The organism is Brevibacillus sp. HB1.4B (assembly GCF_013284285.1).
GTDB classification, from domain to species: domain Bacteria; phylum Bacillota; class Bacilli; order Brevibacillales; family Brevibacillaceae; genus Brevibacillus; species Brevibacillus porteri.
The window spans coordinates 32,220-50,518 of sequence record NZ_JABSUT010000011.1 but is presented as its reverse complement, the minus strand read 5'-3'; the positions used below and the strand labels follow the sequence as shown (position 1 = coordinate 50,518).

Annotated in this window: 19 protein-coding genes; 5 read left to right on the top strand and 14 right to left on the bottom strand. The window is 47.7% G+C overall.

Going from position 1 to position 18,299, the window contains the following annotated elements; genetic code table 11:
- Window positions 1-121: 121 nt before the first annotated feature.
- Window positions 122-1,264 (top strand): sensor histidine kinase, encoded by a 1,143-nt coding sequence (locus tag HP398_RS23795; protein WP_017251887.1) that lies wholly within the window; start codon window positions 122-124, stop codon window positions 1,262-1,264.
- 88 nt (window positions 1,265-1,352) lie between these two features.
- On the opposite strand, the gene HP398_RS23790 is transcribed toward HP398_RS23795, so the two are convergent.
- The 7 genes from HP398_RS23790 to HP398_RS23760 form a co-directional block, all read right to left on the bottom strand.
- The gene (locus tag HP398_RS23790; protein WP_069852956.1) at window positions 1,353-2,393 is read right to left on the bottom strand and encodes an acyltransferase family protein; all 1,041 of its coding nucleotides are present in this window, start codon (window positions 2,391-2,393) and stop codon (window positions 1,353-1,355) included.
- 190 nt (window positions 2,394-2,583) lie between these two features.
- Entirely contained in the window at window positions 2,584-2,892 is a 309-nt protein-coding gene (locus HP398_RS23785) for a hypothetical protein (RefSeq protein ID WP_017251885.1), read from the bottom strand.
- An 84-nt stretch (window positions 2,893-2,976) separates the two neighbouring features.
- Window positions 2,977-3,183 carry a cold-shock protein gene (locus tag HP398_RS23780; RefSeq protein ID WP_173623821.1) on the bottom strand — a complete coding sequence of 69 codons (207 nt, stop codon included), beginning with the start codon at window positions 3,181-3,183 and terminating at the stop codon, window positions 2,977-2,979.
- Window positions 3,184-3,337: 154 nt separating this feature from the next.
- On the bottom strand, window positions 3,338-6,226 hold the full coding sequence (locus HP398_RS23775; protein WP_173623820.1) for an ATP-binding protein: 2,889 nt from the start codon (window positions 6,224-6,226) through the stop codon (window positions 3,338-3,340).
- Window positions 6,223-6,585 (bottom strand): response regulator transcription factor, encoded by a 363-nt coding sequence (locus HP398_RS23770; RefSeq protein ID WP_017251882.1) that lies wholly within the window; start codon window positions 6,583-6,585, stop codon window positions 6,223-6,225. The genes HP398_RS23775 and HP398_RS23770 overlap by 4 nt, the downstream gene beginning before the upstream one ends.
- Window positions 6,586-6,597: 12 nt before the next feature.
- The gene (locus HP398_RS23765; RefSeq protein WP_173623819.1) at window positions 6,598-8,220 is read right to left on the bottom strand and encodes a GGDEF domain-containing response regulator; all 1,623 of its coding nucleotides are present in this window, start codon (window positions 8,218-8,220) and stop codon (window positions 6,598-6,600) included.
- A 110-nt stretch (window positions 8,221-8,330) separates the two neighbouring features.
- Window positions 8,331-8,810 carry a hypothetical protein gene (locus tag HP398_RS23760; RefSeq protein WP_017251880.1) on the bottom strand — a complete coding sequence of 160 codons (480 nt, stop codon included), beginning with the start codon at window positions 8,808-8,810 and terminating at the stop codon, window positions 8,331-8,333.
- A gap of 78 nt (window positions 8,811-8,888) precedes the next feature.
- Here HP398_RS23760 and HP398_RS23755 point away from each other — a divergent pair, with 78 nt between their 5' ends.
- On the top strand, window positions 8,889-9,092 hold the full coding sequence (locus HP398_RS23755) for a YwbE family protein (protein WP_017251879.1): 204 nt from the start codon (window positions 8,889-8,891) through the stop codon (window positions 9,090-9,092).
- Between the two features lie 53 nt (window positions 9,093-9,145).
- On the opposite strand, the gene HP398_RS23750 is transcribed toward HP398_RS23755, so the two are convergent.
- The 3 genes from HP398_RS23750 to HP398_RS23740 all read right to left on the bottom strand — a co-directional run bounded on the left by HP398_RS23750 (window position 9,146) and on the right by HP398_RS23740 (window position 11,029).
- Entirely contained in the window at window positions 9,146-9,571 is a 426-nt protein-coding gene (locus tag HP398_RS23750) for an NUDIX hydrolase (protein ID WP_026043347.1), read from the bottom strand.
- 124 nt (window positions 9,572-9,695) lie between these two features.
- A complete protein-coding gene (locus HP398_RS23745) occupies window positions 9,696-10,253 on the bottom strand; it encodes a cysteine hydrolase family protein (protein ID WP_173623818.1) in 558 nt (185 codons plus the stop codon).
- A gap of 227 nt (window positions 10,254-10,480) precedes the next feature.
- Window positions 10,481-11,029 (bottom strand): GbsR/MarR family transcriptional regulator, encoded by a 549-nt coding sequence (locus HP398_RS23740; RefSeq protein ID WP_017251876.1) that lies wholly within the window; start codon window positions 11,027-11,029, stop codon window positions 10,481-10,483.
- A 260-nt stretch (window positions 11,030-11,289) separates the two neighbouring features.
- Between HP398_RS23740 and HP398_RS23735 the strand changes: the two genes are divergently transcribed.
- Genes HP398_RS23735 through HP398_RS23725 form a run of 3 tightly spaced genes read left to right on the top strand, consistent with a single transcriptional unit; the run spans window position 11,290 to window position 14,302 of the window.
- Window positions 11,290-12,516, top strand: a complete 1,227-nt coding sequence (locus HP398_RS23735) for a quaternary amine ABC transporter ATP-binding protein (RefSeq protein ID WP_173623817.1) — start codon at window positions 11,290-11,292, stop codon at window positions 12,514-12,516.
- Window positions 12,513-13,358 (top strand): ABC transporter permease, encoded by an 846-nt coding sequence (locus HP398_RS23730; protein ID WP_017251873.1) that lies wholly within the window; start codon window positions 12,513-12,515, stop codon window positions 13,356-13,358. The genes HP398_RS23735 and HP398_RS23730 overlap by 4 nt, the downstream gene beginning before the upstream one ends.
- Window positions 13,359-13,375: 17 nt before the next feature.
- On the top strand, window positions 13,376-14,302 hold the full coding sequence (locus HP398_RS23725; protein ID WP_173623926.1) for a glycine betaine ABC transporter substrate-binding protein: 927 nt from the start codon (window positions 13,376-13,378) through the stop codon (window positions 14,300-14,302).
- 54 nt (window positions 14,303-14,356) lie between these two features.
- Here HP398_RS23725 and HP398_RS31020 read toward each other — a convergent pair whose 3' ends face one another.
- From HP398_RS31020 to HP398_RS23710, 4 genes are all read right to left on the bottom strand, one after another.
- A complete protein-coding gene (locus HP398_RS31020) occupies window positions 14,357-14,605 on the bottom strand; it encodes a DUF1214 domain-containing protein (protein ID WP_254476346.1) in 249 nt (82 codons plus the stop codon).
- A gap of 48 nt (window positions 14,606-14,653) precedes the next feature.
- Window positions 14,654-15,778: a DUF1254 domain-containing protein gene (locus tag HP398_RS23720; protein WP_254476335.1), complete on the bottom strand. Its 1,125-nt coding sequence runs from the start codon at window positions 15,776-15,778 to the stop codon at window positions 14,654-14,656.
- A gap of 93 nt (window positions 15,779-15,871) precedes the next feature.
- The gene (locus HP398_RS23715; protein ID WP_173623816.1) at window positions 15,872-17,356 is read right to left on the bottom strand and encodes an amidase; all 1,485 of its coding nucleotides are present in this window, start codon (window positions 17,354-17,356) and stop codon (window positions 15,872-15,874) included.
- Between the two features lie 79 nt (window positions 17,357-17,435).
- Window positions 17,436-18,287: a helix-turn-helix domain-containing protein gene (locus HP398_RS23710; protein ID WP_017251869.1), complete on the bottom strand. Its 852-nt coding sequence runs from the start codon at window positions 18,285-18,287 to the stop codon at window positions 17,436-17,438.
- Between the last annotated feature and the right edge of the window lie 12 nt (window positions 18,288-18,299).

The following is an 18,299-nucleotide window of genomic DNA, read 5'->3' as shown; positions in this document are numbered from 1 at the left end:
GTAGCTCCTTTCCCTTTGTTATTTCTTTTTCGTTAAAATAGTAAAAATATTTAGTTAATTAACAACAATAATAGTATAATAGGTTGGAAGGGGATTTGCCTATTATTCGGAGTGGGGATAGATGCCGATGGATGACTTGGCAGTATATTTGGACGAGCACGAGGCAACGATCGTAAAAGAATTCAAGCGACGAATTGCCGTTTCGGACAGTGATCAATACAAGGGATTGATCCATCTGAATGGGCGAGCACTGTATCGTATGGTTATTGAATATTTTCGTTCGGAAATCACTCTTGAGGATATTAAAGAATTGGCTTACAAGGTCGCATATGAACGAAACCGGGCAGAGACCAACATTGGCGATTTCGTTTCCAACGTGTGCATGGGCCGAGAAATGGTTATCGATCTTCTCCAAAAAGGTCCGTTTACGCCTGCCGCTTTAATGCCTGCCTTATTGAAAATAAACGAATGCTTTGATGTCTTTTTGGTTCACGCTGTTTTCAAATACACCGACCTCAAAGACAACGATTTAGAAGAGAAGAAGCTATTTATCGAGCGTTCTCACAAAGACAGGCTCACGATCCTGGGGCAAATGGCGTCCAGCTTCGTCCATGAATTCCGAAATCCGCTTACTTCCATTATGGGATTCTCTCGTTTGTTGAAAGAAGATTATCCGAATCTCCCTTACGTAGAGATTATTGAAAATGAGCTGCGACAATTGAACTACCGGGTTTCGCAGTTTTTGCTGGTCTCGAAAAAAGGAGCGGTCTATAAGCAAATGGAGGTTTTTAGCGTTTGGGAGTTGTTCGATGAGATTCTTTCCTTCCTCTATCCGAATATCGTTGACGTGAATGTGGATATCAAATGCAGTATCGATCCTACCTTTCAACTAAAAGGCTACAAGGATGAGATGAAGCAGGTGTTTATCAACATCATTTCCAATGCGCTGGATGCGTTACATAAAAAAACAGGCGATAAGGAGATTGTCATTGAGGTGTCCCAAACGCCTGACAGGTCCTTGATTACCGTTTCCAACAATGGATCACCAATTCCACCTGACCTGCTCTCGGTTATTTTTGAACCGTTTTTCACAACGAAGGAGCTCGGTACTGGAATTGGCTTATACGTCTGCAAAGAAATCATTGAGCGGCACGGAGGAACGATTGCGTGCGAGTCTACTGATCAGCAGACGAATTTTTCTATGCAGTTCAAGCCCTGTGACACATGTACAAGTGGCTTGATGTCGATGAGTCAGCACATCTAATGCCACAAAAAAAAGCGACCTATCCATGAAGGCACGATCGTTAACAGACGTGCAGCATGAATAGGTCATTTTTTTGTGAAAAAGCTGTTTATTTGCTAGCGTGAAGCTGCCTGTGTGTTTGTCGTATGGTTTTGGAGATACGCTCCAGTTTGTTTACCAGCCAGACCAGCATGAGCGCCAACAAACAACTGCACCCGATAATGACGAGCAAGTACAGCAGCGAGTACCACGTGTTTTCAAACAGCCAAGCGACCTCGCCGTATTTTTCAAACAGATAATCTTTGAACATGATCAAAAAAGCAGAGTGGAACAAGAAAATAAAATACGTCAGCCCTTTTCGAAACTTGATGTGCAAACGATCGACGCGTTCCAGAAAGAAGACCATGAGCACGAGAAATGACAGAAGCGTGGCGAAGACAAAAGTCAAATGGACAGCCACATACAGCTTGTTTGAGACAACAAAAAACATCGCAGCCGCAGTGGAAACACCCGTCATCAGCGTCAAGATGGAGCGGTTGTTTCGCAAAAAGGAAAGGATCGATTCACGGTACCAATACAACACGTGCCCCATGTACAGGGTAAAAATCCAGCTCGGGAGCATATGGCGCGTGGTAAGCCCGAACCAGCCCTGATGGATAAAGTTGATGTACACGTACTGAATACCGAGCAAAATCCAAATGACATACAAAATGTTGCGCTTGGTGATCACACGGCGAAACAGATAAGCAAAAATATAATACTGGCAAATCATAAACACAAAGTACAGATGGTCACCCGTTTTGCCTAAAACAATGTTCGTAAAGTCCTGGGCAGTATGAGGCATCCCTTTTTTCAACAAGTAATGGTACAGGACACCAGAGACTAAATAGGGAACAAAAATATACAGAAGTTTCCCTGAAAAAAACTCGCGAGCAGTAGGGCTCTTGGCTTCTAAAGAATAAGCAGTCAAATAACCGGTGGCGATCGTCAACAGGACAGTGCCGTAGCGACTGATCTGATTGAGGGCCACGATCCAAAACGGATCTGTAAAAGAAAGGGCAGAAGCCGTGAAATGACCGACTACAACGAGAAAACTTGAGAAGAGCTGGATGTAAAACAGAGATTTCAAGATTTTTGAATCTGTATACATTTCGATATTCTCCATTTCATCGTTTGTCGGCTGACGTTGTCGCTCAAACAATAAACTGTGAATGGTTTTTATGATAATAAAGTTTTCTTTGATTCGTATTTGGACAGGGGAGGGGAGTTTTTGGAAAGGGAAAAAAGAAAGAAAGCCACACCCGCGCGCGTAGCTTTCGCACGAGTATGGCTTTCATACATTATTTCGGATTCTTTTTCATTTCATCGATGGTCTCACTGACCACAATCGCCAAATCGTCATTGCCAAACAGCGACAATACACCAAGGAGAGTCGCATCAGGAATGTCCTCTGCTTCTTCTTTGGGTACGGTATTGTCCAGCATTTGAGCGAGTAACATATTTTCCCCTTGAGCGGGGTAAGCGCGGCGGTATAATTCGCGTGCATCTAGACCGTGATTCACACACCATTGGGCAAAAACGAGAATCATCATGCCCTCGTCGCGCTGATAGGCTTGAATCACTTGATCTTCCATCTCTTTTCGGTTCATGGGCATACTCCTCTAACATTCGTACGTCATGAATTTATTGTAGAGAAGAGGAAGAATACCCGCAAGAAAAAAGAAAAGAACGACTCAAGAGTTCCGCCTGCTGCTGTGATTGGTTAGGACCGGCAGCATGCGCGTATCTTTTACCATACTAGAATGGCAAAAGGGGCAGCTCGGGCTCTTATCAAAGGAAAAGTTATCTCTCATCCAGCACGTACAGCCCTCATTACTGCACGTCCATACATCTGTTTCCTCTTCTTCGACTGGAACGACTGCTTTTTTTGAGAAATACACATGAACTCCTCCTTTGCAGGGCAAAAGTGCACAAAGTAACCTCTATTAATGTGTGATGGAAAGCGCATGAATATACCAAGATTTTCTTTGCTAGAAGGTAAAAATAAACAGGCCGCGCATGCATAGCCGCAGCCTCTTTTGTCCATTGCCATCTTTATTGTTCATCGGGAATGAAGATTTGTCCCGTTGCTTCTTGATTCGTGATGGCCAGCAAAATCGCTTTAGACAAGGTATCTGGATGATAAGGCTTGATGAGATAACCGGTTGCTCCCAGATCAAATGCCTTTTTCTTTTCCTCAAAAGCACTGGAGATCACGATCGGAATGGTCCGTAAATCCGGGTTTTTCCGTATTTCCTCAATGACCTTCCAACCACTCTCGCCGTCCTTCAAGATAAGGTCAAGTACGACAGCATCCGGTCGCAGCTCCTCGATTGCAGTTACTGCTTCAGTCGCCGTAGAGAAGGAATTGACACGGAATCCAGAGCTCGTCAACTCATCACGCAACAGCTCGGTTAAGTTCAAATCGTCTTCGATGATCACAACGTTTCCATTGCATTGACTAGTTGGAGAGACTACCTCCTCCGTCCCCGCTAGATAGCTGGGGGACAAATTGTGCTCAGCCAGCGGAAGGGTAACTGTAAATGTACTACCTTTGCCCGATTCGGACGTAACGGCAACTTCACCATGGTGCATATGGACGATCTCCCGAACAATAGCGAGACCCAGTCCTGTACCGCCGATCTCGCGGCGATCGGAATTATCTACACGGTAAAATTTGGTAAACAGGTGAGGGATGGCTTCGGAAGGAATGCCTAGTCCTTCATCCTGGACCACCACGAGCAAGCGATTCCCATCTTGTCGACAGCTCACCCGGACATGGCCACCATGCGGGGAGTATTTGACGGCATTACTGATCAGATTCATAAATACTTGACGCAGCTTGGCTTGGTCTCCATAAACAACGGTTTGCTCCGTTTGCAAATCGAGTTCAAATCGATGGAGAGGGGACTGGACTCGATAAAGTCCGAAAATATCTCGAATCACTTGATCAATCGCAACATTCTCTGGCTCATACGTCTGTTTGCCGGATTCCATGCGTTGCAAATCCAAGAAATCGTTGATGAGCGCAGTCAGGCGAGTCGCTTCTTGATAAATGGTCGCTATGTATCGCTGTTGACGTTCGGGCTTGAGTTCTTTCGTTAACAGTAGCTCCGCAAAGCCGAGCACACTGGCGAGAGGAGTACGCAGCTCATGGCTGACCGTACTGACGAATTCCGATTTCATTTGGTCGATCTCGTATTCCTTGGTGAAGTCACGGTAAACGAGCAAGGTACTCCATTTCTCTTGGTTCCGGTACAGTGGCTCTGCATAGAGCTGAATATAGCGTACTTGCGGTCCGGTCATCTGAAACACAATACTGCCAGAAGGAATAGCACCTTCGTCTAAAACGACAGATCTGACATACTGAATCAGCCGATCAGGCTCATCGGTTCGACTCTGTAGATGGGAAAGGAACTGTTCCAAGTCAAATCCTTGCGAAGCGAGCTGATGGTCGTAACACAAGAGCTCACAAAAATTCCAGTTCACCTGAAGTGTTTCTCCACTCAGATCAATAAGCTGAATGCCTTCTTGAACAGAATCGAGCATATCCTGCGTCATTTTACGCTGCCGCTCTGTCTCCTCATACATCGCGAGCTTGTCGAGTGCCAAGGAAATCTGCTTGGCGATGCCGATGATGACTTGTAGCTCCTGATTCGTGAATTTTCGACCGATACGGGAGCAGATGATACATGCAACGATTGTCTGTTGGGCATCTAGCACTGGGAGGTAAAGCTCAAATGTTTGTGACATTTCTTCCGTGTAGCCGCGCTCAGCGTCAGTGCTTTCACGCATCAGGACATATGGCAGGCCCGTTTCCCTGATTCGTACGAACGGACCATCATCCAATCCATTGCGCAATTGCTCCAGACCATTCTGCGAAACGCCAAAGCTAGCTGCGTCCCTGTCAGTGTTCAACATGACGATAACACCTTTATCGGCATCCATGACTTCAGTTATATTGCGAATGATACTGGACAGTAGCTCGCTTTTATCCAGCGTATTCGACAAAGAGAGGATGAAACGGTTTTTCTTTTCCAAGTACCGTTCGTTTTCCTCCATCTTGCCCAATGCTTCTTGCAACTCTTCTTGCTGCATCATCAGTTCATCCTGCTGGGCTTGCAGCTCTTCGTTTTGCGCCATGAGCACTTCTTCTTTGGCTTGAATTTGCCTGATCAAATAGTCGAGGGAGCGGGAGAGTCTACCGATTTCGTCAATTCTGTTCAAATCCTGCAAAAGAGGTGTACCGCCATTAGCGAACTGTTCAGCATTTTGGGATAGACGAACCAACGGCCTGCCGATATCCCGCGTAGTTTGAATGGTGACTATTACCATGATCACCAGCACCATCAGCGAGTACACGAGAAACCAGGTGCTTAGCTGTGACAACTCTTCGAACAGTAGTTGGTTTTTCGTATATAAAAGCTGATCGTGCTCTTCCTGATACCGCCCGGCGTATTTAAGTAGGTTGTTCACTTCCTGATTCACGCCACTGGCCGAAGCTTTTCGCAGGGATTCAAAGTCTCCGTTCTTTGCATAACTCGAAAAAGTAGGAAACACATTGGCGAAAAAGTTCGTGAAGAAAGATTCGATCGAAGCGACAAGCGCTTGCTCCTCATCATTGAGCGGAAGCTTCTTAAATTTATCCAGCGCTTGTTCCAGCTTCTTTTTCTCAAGAAATAGCTCATTGTACTCAGATGGGCTCAAGAAAGCGTAATAACCCCTTGCGCGAAAAAAGATCTGGTTCGTGTGCTCAGCGATGTCTGCGACCAAATTTTGTTTTTCCTTGGTATTGTATATCTCCGTCTGATAATGGGTTAATGCGTTGCTATTCAAATCTTGAACGATGCCAGCGCCGGCAATCAGCAGTGACAGAAAAAGAAGCATCATCGCCATGAAGCGACGTGTGATGCTTTTTCTGATAAACGCCCAGAACCCCGTCATGCGAGCATTTCCTCCACTTTCCGGACAAGATCCATCGGGCTAAAGGGCTTCGGCATAAAGTCATCGGCACCAGCTGCACGCATTTTCTCCTGTTCGGCATGTTGACTTTTTGCCGAGAGGATCAGGACCTTAACTGCCTTTTTGTCGTCCATCTGTTTGAGCTGCTGCAATACTTCATAGCCTGTCAGCTTAGGCATCATATAATCTAAAATGATCAAGTCGTACTCATTTTGACCGATTTTTTGCAGGGCTTCCTCTCCATCGCAAGCGATATCGAGCTCATGTCCCTCATCCTCGAGCGTGTCGCCAATCAACATGCGCAACACGGCTTCGTCTTCGGCCAGCATAATCGTTGCCATCTCACTACCTCCTTACAACATTCGCTTAACCAGTCGCTTGATGCGAGCCTCCAGTTCGCGTGTACGGAATGGCTTGGTCATATAGTCGTCAGCACCGAGCTGAAGGGCACGGACAATGTCTTGCTCTTCTGTACGACCTGTTAGCATAATCACCGTATATTTCTTGGCATTCGGCAAATTCCGGATTTTCTGGAGAACCTCGAGGCCATCCATCTGTGGCATCATCCCGTCTAAAATAACGAGATAGGGTTCGTGTCCCTGATGCCAGGTGGAGTCAAAAAAAGCTGCTCCTTCTTCGTAAGTCTGGATATCGACGTGTATCCAACCGTCAAAACTGGTTTTGATGGAATCGGCAAGCATCACGCGAATCATCGGATCGTCATCAATAATGGCGACCTTCAGTTTTACCTTAGGGGAGTCATGCGTTTCTGTGATTTGAGCGGTTTCAATCCGGCGCCGCCCTGCATTTTTGGCAGCGTACAAAGCAGTGTCCGCAGCTTCTACCCAATACGTATGCGGTTTATGAGGATCTTCTACTTGTACGATTCCACCGGAAAAGCTCAATGAAAACGTTCCTTCAGGAGCTTCGAACGTGAGCGAACAAAAAGCAGAGAGTATCTGCTCTAGGCGCATCTTTCCTGTCTGTACAGTCGTACGCGGCATCAGCAGGATAAATTCCTCTCCGCCGTACCGGAATAATACATCATGTTTTTCGGCGCTCTGCCCGATGAAAGCAGCAAAACGAGTCAGGACCTCGTCGCCAATCAGATGACCGTATGTATCATTGACCCCTTTGAAAAAATCGATATCTAAAAATGCCAGTGAGAAGGGGGTGTTGGTCCGATGGGCATCAGAAAGAAGCCGTTGGTACGTATCAACAAAAGAATTGCGATTGTTGACACCCGTGAGCTCGTCCAAAAACAAGATGCTGTTCATCCAGCGCTTCCGGCGAAGCTGGCGTTCGAGGCGTACGACCAGCTCTTCCATATCAAGCGGTTTGCACATGACGTCATCTGCGCCCAAACGATAGGCGTTCAGACGGGTCTCCCGTTCGCAATCGATGCTGATAATGGTCGTAGGCACGTATTGCTTCTTTATTTTTTCGCTAATTGTCTGCATCACTTGGAAGCCGTCCGTTTCCGGGATGTTCAAATCCAGAATGAAGCAGTCAGGGTTCATGTCGTGAAAATAGTCGAGAGCCTTATGAGGATAGACCGTTGCGATGACAGACCAATTGCGTTTTTCTAAATATTCTTTTAGATACATAAGCAGGGTGACGTCATCATCCAGGATGAGGAGCAAAGGTTGTTGCTCACAAGGGGATTCCCGGTGAAGAGCGGGGTTCTCGATAAAAACTTCCTGTTCGGGTCGCTTCTCGCAGCATAAGGTGATCAGCTCTTGCAAAAACGCTCGCCATTCACTCGTTGGCCAATTCTTGGCAGGCATGTCGTCCATTTGTTCCAAGAGAAGCTGAGACAGATCAGACAAGTCGATCAATCCAATCGTCCCGGCGGTCCCCTTTAACGAATGGAGAAAGCGATACAGATCATCATGAGAGACGGGAACCTCCTGGTCGTACCACGTCTCAATCTGTTTATGGATATTCGTAAGAAGCGTATCTCTGTACTTGATCATGTCGTACCGTCCCCCTGTGTTGGGATGGCGCAAGCAGTCGGTCGCTTGCGCCAGTTTGATCAAAACATCTACAATTTGGTATGGTACATGTAGCAGGGAGAAGGAAGGGCTTATTGTTGTAGGGAAAATCCTTCTTCAATCAGATATTGCTCTGCTTCCACGTACGACTCAAAGGAAGCTTCCAGGTTCATCCCGTGGTATACGTTCCACAGCGCGTCTTCCTGTTGCAGCAAGAGCGTGCGGTTTTGCTTGTCGACCCATGTTTGCTCCAATTGTTCAGCTTCACCAGTAGCTTTTGGCGCTGGTTCACGCTTGATAGAGAGGGATTGGATCGAAGCCTCGACTACCTTGCGCAGCTCGTCCGCCGAGAAATCACGGATGTTGACATAGCCCTTGTCGTCTTTTTGGTAGCCCTTCAAAAACGCGGCAAACACAAACCCGTTGCCGTTCGGATGCAGATGATAGACCACGGTCTTTTTGTCATGAAGGCTTTCCTCATAATGAAAATTAACCCGTTTCAGGGAGACGTCATTCCGAGTCAGTTGTGGAAAAGATTCAATAATCGCTAGTTTTTCTTCAAAAGTAAGCATGGATTCCTCCGGTGAGATGGATTTGTTTGTCGATTATATCACAGGTGGGACATAGAACGAAAAAAGGAGAAGGGAAAAATGAACGGAAAAAACCGAAAAGATATCGCAGCAGGTCTTGAAGTCGAGATTGTATTGAAACAGGACCAACGCACTGGCAAGCGCACCCGTGGGATCGTCAAGGATATCCTGACGAACTCCAGCACACATCCGCATGGAATCAAGGTTCGTTTGACGGATGGACAAGTAGGGAGAGTGCAAGAAATTATCCAAAAAGGAAAGTAATCTTCTTTACGAAAAAACGGACAGGCCACATGGGCAACTGTCCGTTTTGCTTTTCATGAACGGTTCCTGTTCTGCAAATGTTCGATAGCTGGTACGGCGAAGCAAGCCAGATTCGACGGAAGTGCATCGAGCGAAAACCAACGCATGTCCCCAATCGCCCCGTCTTCCTCTAAATTACGTGCTTCTCCACTCAGGATCGTGACTTCGTAAATGACCGAAACCCAATGCTCGCCATTTTCCGGGCGGATGGTTTCTGCGGTGCATAAGAGGGCCTTTATCTCAACATCGAGATTGACCTCTTCTTTGATTTCACGGATGACACTCGTCTCCAGTTGTTCATAGGGATCAACTTTTCCCCCGGGAATGCTCCACGTATTCTTCTCTGGATCTCTGTTTCGTAAAACCAGTAAAATCTCATTCTTGTCATTTAAGATGACAGCTCCTACGCCCAATCTTGGTATAGCGATAGTAGTCGACATGATTTTCTCCTTCACGAACGGCAAATTCGTTTCTTCCATAATAGCATGGACGAATCGTGGGTAAGACAAGGACAAAACAAGAAACCGCCTGAAAAGACGGTTTCGAGAAGTTCAGCAAAACGTTTTATCGGTAAGAATCATGGGTAGGGACGAAGACATCCTCCGTTGATTCCCGTACCAAAATAAATGGCTCAATATTTCCCAATCCATGCAGGCATGTATTGTGATGGGCGATGATCTGTTCCGCAGACAGCACTTTATTGTCCGACGTAGAGTGTCCGTCTTTGACGAGCGTCACATCATAGCCGAGTGTCGTCGCTTTGCGGCAGGCACTGTCGATACAATATTCAGTTTTGCACCCCGTGATGACAAGATGGTTAATCCCGAGTGCTTGTAGTTTTTCGTGCAGGTCAGTTCCGTGAAACGAGTCTGTCGCTAGTTTTCGAATCACCGTTTCTGATGGCAGAGGTGCGATCTCAGGGTGGATGGCATTGTCGTCTGAACCGACTTCTCCGACATCATCATCCTTAACGTACAGAACAGGAATATCCTTGCTGTAGGCGTCTTCCCTTACTTTTTTCAATGTTTGGACAAGTGTAGCCGGCTGATAAACAGGACCAAATTGTCCCTCTATAATTCCCACTTGCGCATCAATAATCAGTAGAGCTGTTTTTCGAATCAATCCAATTCCTCCTAGGTGAAAGGGGGTTAGTGTTGGTGTTCCCCTTTTTGGTTGTTTGGTACACGCACAGCTTTATAAGAACGTCGATTCATGTCCTTTTTCATAACTGACCACTCCTTTCATCATAGAAGAGCATGAAAACTGCTCTGGATAATTGTACCACAAAAAAAGACTCATTCCTTACATATCGGCAGGTAAGGAACAAGTCTTTTTCGATTGCGAACTTCTTATGATTCATTTTCCTTTTTCGGTACAAACTGAAAGATATCATGTGATTCGAAGGAGTCGATCAAACGGGACAGCCACAGATAATACTCCAACCCATTTTCAATGCGCTTGATACTAAGGTCAACTTGTTCCTTAACTTCTTCCGTAAGCTCTTCTGATTGCTGGAGAGCGCGAAGCTCAAGGAGCGACTTTTTCAAGGCGTGTACATTATGTTCACAGGCGTGTCGCCACTTCACGGAAAAGAGGTCGATGAAGTTCTGGTACCAATCCAGATTGACCTCGTAATGATCCTTCCGTGTCCCTTTTTTCCATATCTTTTCTACCATATTTAAGTCCATCAATGTGCGGACGCCAGTACTCATGCTGGTTTTGCTCATGCCCAGTGCTTCGCCCATCTCATCGAGTGTCATTGACTTGTCCTGAAAGAGCAACGTGCCATACAGCAGTCCCGTTGACATGGTAATTCCATACAGATCCATGTTGCGAGCTAGCGTTTCAATCACGCGTTCCTGAGCTTTTTCGAGGATTTTTTCTTGATTGGTATCCATTTTGAAAAAAGCAGCTCCTCTAGTCATAGTAACCTGACTAGAATTGTACGTCTCCAAAAGCAAAAAGTAAATGGAGATATTGTACAGTATATACGTGATAAACTGAGAATACAGGAAGTAAAGTACGTAAAGTTTTTTCTGAACGCTGAAAATGCCCGATTATCCTGCCTCATCCAGTTTGAGGTAAAAAAATTGGCTGGTTACAATTGTAAGGGTAAAGAACAGTCCGGATGCCGGGCGTAAAAGTTGGAGGTGACCATATGCCCAAGATCAAAGTAGAGAATTTGACCAAAATCTTTGGACGCCAACCCCAACGCGCATTGTCCCAGGTGAAGCAGGGGAAGACCAAGCAAGAAATCTTGAAGGAAACGGGTCTTACCCTTGGGGTGAATCAAGCGAGTTTTGAGGTGCATGCAGGCGAGATATTCGTCATCATGGGGCTTTCGGGAAGCGGGAAGTCGACCTTGGTTCGATTGTTGAACCGGTTGATTGAGCCAACAGAAGGCAGAATCCTGATTGACGGTACGGATATCGTCAGTATGAACACGGAGCAGTTACAGGAAGTAAGAAGAAAGAAGCTGGGTATGGTATTTCAAAAGTTTGCCTTGTTCCCTCACAGGACGGTGCTTGAAAATGCGGAGTACGGTCTGGAGATTCAAGGGATGCCAAAAGCTGAGAGAGAGGCCAAAGCGAAAAAGTCACTCGAACTCGTCGGACTCGGTGGTTGGGAAGCAAGCTACCCGGATCAGTTGAGTGGCGGGATGCAGCAACGTGTGGGGCTGGCTCGGGCACTCGCGAATGAACCCGATGTGCTGTTGATGGATGAGGCCTTCAGTGCCTTGGACCCGTTGATTCGCAAGGACATGCAGGATGAACTGTTGGAACTGCAAAGCACCATGCAGAAGACCATTATTTTCATTACGCATGATCTGGACGAAGCATTGAAGATCGGGGATCGAATCGCGCTGATGAAAGACGGTGCGATCGTGCAGATCGGCTCGCCGGAAGAAATCATGACCAATCCGGCAAATGAATACGTAGAGCGATTTGTAGAGGATGTGGATCGTTCCAAGGTGTTATCCGCTGAAAATGTCATGAAGCGTGCGGAAACGATCACACTGGACAAAGGACCTCGCGTCGCATTGCAACTGATGCGAGACCGCGGCGTATCCAGTCTGTACGTGGTGGATAAACGAAAAACATTGCTGGGTGTGCTGACGGCAGACGCAGTAAACGGAGCTAAAGAAGCAGGACAGTCGCTGGAATCCGTGCTGCGAACCGAGGTACCGACTGTCGGACCGCAGACGCTTCTCAATGAGATGTTTGACCTTGTTGCGTTTTCGGATATTCCTGTGGCGGTTATAGGAGGACAAAACCGTCTCCTCGGCGTGATCGTTAAAGGAGCCGTCTTGGGTGGGTTGGCAGGAAAAGTTAATCAACAAGTTCCAGAGCCAACGAATGAAGAGGGGCAGGTGAATCCATCATGAGTCAAAACCAACTTTTTCCGAAGCTGCCGCTCGACAGTTGGGTAGAAACGATTGTGGATGGACTGGAAGAGAATTTGGGTTTCTTGTTCGACTTCATATCAGCTGGAATCGGTGGAACCGTTGACTTGTTTTCGTGGATTCTAACAGGAATCCCGTTTTGGGCCTTAATCATTTTGTTTACGCTGCTGGCGTATCGTGCTGGCAAAGTGGCAATTGCTCTTTTTACCTTCATTGGACTTCTTCTGATTCAGAATCTGGGTTATTGGGAGCATTCAATGGAAACACTTGCACTGGTATTGACGGCAGGGTTGATCTCGGTGATTATCGGGATTCCGGTCGGTGTCTGGTGCGCAAAGAATGATTCGGTGCAAAAGGTCGTTACACCGCTGCTTGATTTCATGCAGACGATGCCGGCGTTTGTGTACTTGATTCCCGCTATCTTTTTCTTCGGACTCGGTAAAGTACCGGGGGTTATCGCTTCTGTCATTTTTGCGATGCCACCGACGATCCGTCTGACCAACCTGGGAATTCGTCAAGTTCCTGCCGATCTGATCGAGGCTTCTGAAGCGTTCGGTTCTACCTACTGGCAAAAACTGACGAAGGTACAGCTGCCGATTGCCAAGACGACAATGATGGCAGGGATTAACCAGAGCATTATGCTTGCACTGTCCATGGTCGTGATTGCCTCCATGATTGGGGCGAAAGGTTTGGGGGCGGACGTGTATCGTGCTGTAACACAGATCAAGATCGGTGAAGGTTTTGAGGCGGGGCTGGCCATCGTTATTTTAGCGATTCTACTGGATCGTCTCACGCAAAGTGTTGGAAAGAGAAAAAACGCGTAGGAGGGGTTTTCATGAAAATGAAAAAAGGCGCCTTGAAAGGGCTGGCAGTCGCACTCGGACTCAGTATGGTGATGGCAGGATGTTCAAACGCGGGAACACCGCAGGGAAATCAGCCTGCCGAGGGTAACACGGGTACGTCTGCACCAAATAGCGTTGGAGCACAAGTGGATCATAAAATTATCGGAATCGATCCTGGCGCTGGTCTGATGAAAGCAACGGAAAAAGCCATGAAAGACTACGATCTGAAAGATTGGGAACTGGTGGAGGGCTCCAGTGCAGCGATGACGGCAGCTCTGACACAAGCCTACAAAGACAAAAAGCCGATTATCGTGACTGGCTGGACACCTCACTGGATGTTCTCCAAGTTTGAGATGAAATACCTCGAAGACCCGAAAGGCACTTTCGGTAAGGATGAACAGATTCATACCATCGTGCGCAAAGGACTGAAGGAGGAGCACCCAAGCGCATATGCATTCCTTGACAAGTTTTCGTGGACACCTGCGGACATGGAAAAAGTGATGCTCGATATCGAGAGCGGCAAAAAGCCGGAAGAGGCAGCAGCCGAATGGGTGAAAAACAATGAAGCTACCGTCAACAAGTGGGTAGAAGGCATTCAGCCTGCTGAAGGCAAAAAATTGACGCTCGCCTACGTCGCGTGGGATTCTGAGATCGCCAGCACGAATGTGGTGAAGACTGTATTAGAGCAAAAGCTGAAATATAAAGTAGAGCTGAGCCAAGTAGAAGCTGGCCCAATGTGGGTCGGTGTATCGAACGGCGATGTGGATGGGATGGTAGCAGCGTGGCTGCCAACCACGCACGCAGACTACATGGAAAAGCTGGGGAAAGACGTGGAGGACCTCGGTCCGAACCTGCAAGGAACCAAGCTCGGATTGGCCGTTCCAGCTTACATGGAGATCAACTCCATTGAAGATTTGAAGAAGTAACAGACTTAATACAGAAGGCACCGCTCACGATGGGGCGGTGCCTTTTTCGTTGTGTTATGGGAGTGGATTGCTTTCCATGACAGCGGGCCAAGCGTGCTGTTTGTCCAGCGTTGCAGGCTCCGGTGCAAATACCCGCAAAACGAGATTGAACTCGCCTTCAGGGAGCGGGAGCCAGTTGCCTTCCTTGCCTTTGGGCGGTTGCTGTTGCAAATACAGATCGAGGGAGCCATCCGGATTGTACGCAAGCGTTCCTGTATTGCTGCGAACGGATGCGCGATCGGCCGCTGTTTTGGCTAAAAACAGTTGGTTGTCATAGACATTGATCGACCAGAATGCAGACGTCTTGGGAAGCTATTCCTTTGTAAAATGCAGCCTATAGCTTTTGACTCCTGTAAGAGGTTTTCCTGTTCCATCTGTCAATGCACGATAATAGGCTTCCTCGCTCGGCACATTGGCTCCAATACCGGAATAGGCGATAAAGGAACGGGCGAGAAACTGGTTTCCATATGTGCCGATGGGGGAAAAGGAGCCCCATCCATTACGGAAGGTGGCGTAGCCGGGAAAGCCATTTTGCACGATGGACGGAGCATCCTGTAGGGCACGCTGTAGACCCGCAAGTTTGGCTGGACCGAGCGTGGAAGGATCAAAGCCTTTTTGGACATCGATCCCGGCTTGTGTGAATTGATCGAGCAAGACGCGATCACATTCGGGCGGAGGATTGCTCTGGATCCATTTCGTCATGACGTGAAAAAAGGAAAGGGATGACAACACATCAGGGGGAAGCGCTTCGGGAATATGTGCCGTTTGCAATTTTGGGTGGACAGGGGCAATCGCGATTTGTTTTTCAAACGAGACAGCCTGCGGTAAATCAGCTTCACCCTTTACCTCGACACGGCCAATGAGCCAGACGGTATTCGTAGGGGCGTAGATCACAGGTATATGGGCAGGGGTAGGCCCTTTCCATTGTGGGCTTGCAATGATATATTGTCCGGCCTGCTGTTTGGTAGAACGATTGGAGACATTGCGAAACGTATTCGTGTAGGCATCCAGCATTTGCACGGTATAGTAGCGGTTTTGCGGATTGGCGGGGACAGTCAATCGGACGGGCGTCTCTGACAAATCCAGCCATGCGCTCATATACAATGTATCGGAGTTTGGCGTCACGATATCCCGATAAGCTGGGGAAGCGAGTGTGTCCGCATAGTAAAACTGGTTAATCGGCGACCGATTTTTGACCATGGCTTCCATCGTTTTGGCGGACATCACTAATGGATAGCCGTAGATGTATGCTTGTATGCCGAGCGAGTAGGCGAGTCTCTCCTGCGATTGAAGAAATGACTTCGTTTGAAAGAGAGGTGACTGTTGGACAGATGGAGCGGTTGTGGTCTCTTTTGCAAATGACAGGCCAGACAGGTAAAGCGTCAGGCAAAGCAGGGAAACGATCAGTATCAGGCGCTTTTTCAATAATGGAAGCATAAAGCCCCTCCTCATTACCAGAAATGGGGTTCGCACTGGTAGTTTTCTTCATAGGAAAGGGGCTTTATGCAAGTTGGGCTGGAATATTTATTCTCAATGCGGCTCCACAGAAATTTCAGGCGCCCGCCACTCTGGGCAGGTCGCATACAATTTCGACGCTCCCTGTAGCAATTCCCTATCACGCCATCGCTTGCCCACACACTGTATACCAATAGGAAGACCTTGCTCATCAAAACCGATCGGCATCGTCACGACAGGGCTTCCGGTGACATTAAACAGACTCGTATAAAAAGTCGTAGCGGCCCAGTAGTTTTGCGGGTTCTCGTCTACGTACAGTGGTTTGGTGTAAAGAGGCTTGTAACCCCACACTCTCGATTTTGCCATATGGGGAAAAGCTGTCGTGCAGCTAACCGGACACAAGAACAAGTCACAGTCAGCTATGAATTGCTCAAAGCTGCGAATGAGCTGCTCCCGAATGGTTAAGACACGCATGTAGTTTTTGAACGTCAGTGGGATGAGCATAGTAGCGGAGGGAATTTGGCGATAAATCGGCATCGTCATGAGATGAGCCAAACCGCGAAGAATCGAAGGTGTCGTAGAGTTTAACTCCGCGTCGATCATTTTCCCCCATGTTTCCCAAGTCTTGCGTACATCCAAAGGTGGTGCCGTCACTTGTTCTACGCGCATGCCTTGTTGCTCTAACATTTTGACGAAGCGACGCAACTGATCGCGAATGGCTCGACTCGTTGGGTAGCCGGGCAGCTCTTCCATCCAGCGAATGTGCAGGGGCTGCTCCTTGAGGGGAGGGGGCAAGACTTGTGGTCCATGAGGCAAGCCAGCGTTGCCGTTTCCACCACTAATGATGGAAAACGCCACTTCCAGGTCTTCGATCGAACGGGCTACAGGGCCATAACAGGCCAGATGACGAGACGAGGTATAATCAGACATTCCTTCAAAGCCTGGCATGTGTCCTGCTGCCGGAACGGCTCCTTCTGTCGGCTTCAAGCTAAAGACGCCACAGAAATGAGCCGGAACACGCAACGAACCGCCAATGTCACTGCCAATATCCAAATAGGAAAGCCCGGCAGCAACTGCGGCTGCCGATCCTCCGCTGCTACCGCCTGTTGTTCTCTCCAGATTCCATGGATTATTCGTCCGACCGTAAATATCATTGTCTGTTTGCATGTCCATCAGAAGAGGAGGGACATTCGTTTTGCCCAGGATGATGGCTCCTGCCTGCTTCAGTCTGCGGACGACTGCCGCGTCGTGTTGTGGAATATAGCCTTTGAGAGGTGTGAAGCCAGAAGTAGTGGCGAGTCCTGCTGTGGCAAAAGAATCTTTGATTGTGATGGGTACCCCGTGAAGAGGTCCGCGATAGATACCTTCCCCTATTTCTTTGTCTGCTTGTTTGGCGGCTTCGATCGCAGACTTTTCGTCAGAAGCGACGATAGCGTTCACTTTGCCATTGAGGAAGTCGATTCGTTTAAAGATATGTCGGGTAGCTTCCTCGGCGCTTATTTTACGCTCGCGAATCCAAGTGCCCATCTCCGTTGCTGTCAAATCGATCAGTTCTTTCATTCGATTCACTCCTTTTCACACGTACAGCGTACGACAGGAAAACGAGGAAAACTTGATCGAAAATGCGAACCGCTACCGACTATTCCCTGGTCAGAACGGGTATATAAATGAAGCAAAGTGAATCAGGATGGTCATATCCGAGAAAGCGGTGATCGTAGTATTCAAAATCGTAGCGGGCATAAAACTGGTCGGATGCGTGTGTCATCCAGCTCCCGTAAATGTATTGATACGTCAGCTTGATATTTTGCACCGGTCCTTTGTGAGGGAACACTAGATAACTAGATGCAGGCAGTGTGAGTGATTCCAGTCCGTCTGTGCCATCATGCTCCGGAGTTTGCATGGCAGCAAAATAAGAAAAGCTCAGCTCCAGTCCAAAAGCATCGGGGTAGCGTAAGACACCATAACGCTTTTGATTTGGCTGCACGCCGATGGTCTGCCCAAATTGGTTCCAGCAATGGACGATATCATGTAACGAACAAGTAGCTGGAGAGTAGCCTACGAGATGCAGTGCTTCGTGGGCAGGGACATAGATGGGCTCAATGGACTGCCGCTGAATATTTTCCAAATACGGTAACTCCATGCGCTCCAACATCATGTATCTCGGCATTTTTCCAGATCGACGAAGAGCAGAAGGAGGCAGACCAAAGCGTTTGGTAAAGGCACGAGTAAAGGCTTCGTGAGAATCAAAGCCGTATGTAAAGGCGATCTCCGTCACGCTCTTTTGTTCCAGCGACAGCGCTTTGGCAGCCTCGGTTAAGCGTCTCTTCGAAATGTACTGGCCGACAGTTTCTCCTGTCACGTGAAAAAACAAGCGTTGAAAATGGTACTTGGAATATCCGGCGGCTGATGCCACTTCATCGAGTGTGACTTTTTCTGTTATCTGCTTTTCGATAAAAGAGAGGGCACATGTTATTTGTTCTATATAGTTCATGACGTCACCTGA

Excerpts from the sequence above, each read along its gene's own strand:
- HP398_RS23795 (WP_017251887.1), top strand. The coding sequence starts at position 122 with ATGCCGATGGATGACTTGGCAGTATATTTGGACGAGCACGAGGCAACG.
- HP398_RS23790 (WP_069852956.1), bottom strand. The coding sequence starts at position 2,393 with ATGTATACAGATTCAAAAATCTTGAAATCTCTGTTTTACATCCAGCTC.
- HP398_RS23785 (WP_017251885.1), bottom strand. The coding sequence starts at position 2,892 with ATGAACCGAAAAGAGATGGAAGATCAAGTGATTCAAGCCTATCAGCGC.
- HP398_RS23775 (WP_173623820.1), bottom strand. The coding sequence starts at position 6,226 with ATGACGGGGTTCTGGGCGTTTATCAGAAAAAGCATCACACGTCGCTTC.
- HP398_RS23770 (WP_017251882.1), bottom strand. The coding sequence starts at position 6,585 with ATGGCAACGATTATGCTGGCCGAAGACGAAGCCGTGTTGCGCATGTTG.
- HP398_RS23765 (WP_173623819.1), bottom strand. The coding sequence starts at position 8,220 with ATGATCAAGTACAGAGATACGCTTCTTACGAATATCCATAAACAGATT.
- HP398_RS23760 (WP_017251880.1), bottom strand. The coding sequence starts at position 8,810 with ATGCTTACTTTTGAAGAAAAACTAGCGATTATTGAATCTTTTCCACAA.
- HP398_RS23755 (WP_017251879.1), top strand. The coding sequence starts at position 8,889 with ATGAACGGAAAAAACCGAAAAGATATCGCAGCAGGTCTTGAAGTCGAG.
- HP398_RS23750 (WP_026043347.1), bottom strand. The coding sequence starts at position 9,571 with ATGTCGACTACTATCGCTATACCAAGATTGGGCGTAGGAGCTGTCATC.
- HP398_RS23740 (WP_017251876.1), bottom strand. The coding sequence starts at position 11,029 with ATGGATACCAATCAAGAAAAAATCCTCGAAAAAGCTCAGGAACGCGTG.
- HP398_RS23735 (WP_173623817.1), top strand. The coding sequence starts at position 11,290 with ATGCCCAAGATCAAAGTAGAGAATTTGACCAAAATCTTTGGACGCCAA.
- HP398_RS23730 (WP_017251873.1), top strand. The coding sequence starts at position 12,513 with ATGAGTCAAAACCAACTTTTTCCGAAGCTGCCGCTCGACAGTTGGGTA.
- HP398_RS23725 (WP_173623926.1), top strand. The coding sequence starts at position 13,376 with ATGAAAAAAGGCGCCTTGAAAGGGCTGGCAGTCGCACTCGGACTCAGT.
- HP398_RS23720 (WP_254476335.1), bottom strand. The coding sequence starts at position 15,778 with ATGCTTCCATTATTGAAAAAGCGCCTGATACTGATCGTTTCCCTGCTT.
- HP398_RS23715 (WP_173623816.1), bottom strand. The coding sequence starts at position 17,356 with ATGAAAGAACTGATCGATTTGACAGCAACGGAGATGGGCACTTGGATT.
- HP398_RS23710 (WP_017251869.1), bottom strand. The coding sequence starts at position 18,287 with ATGAACTATATAGAACAAATAACATGTGCCCTCTCTTTTATCGAAAAG.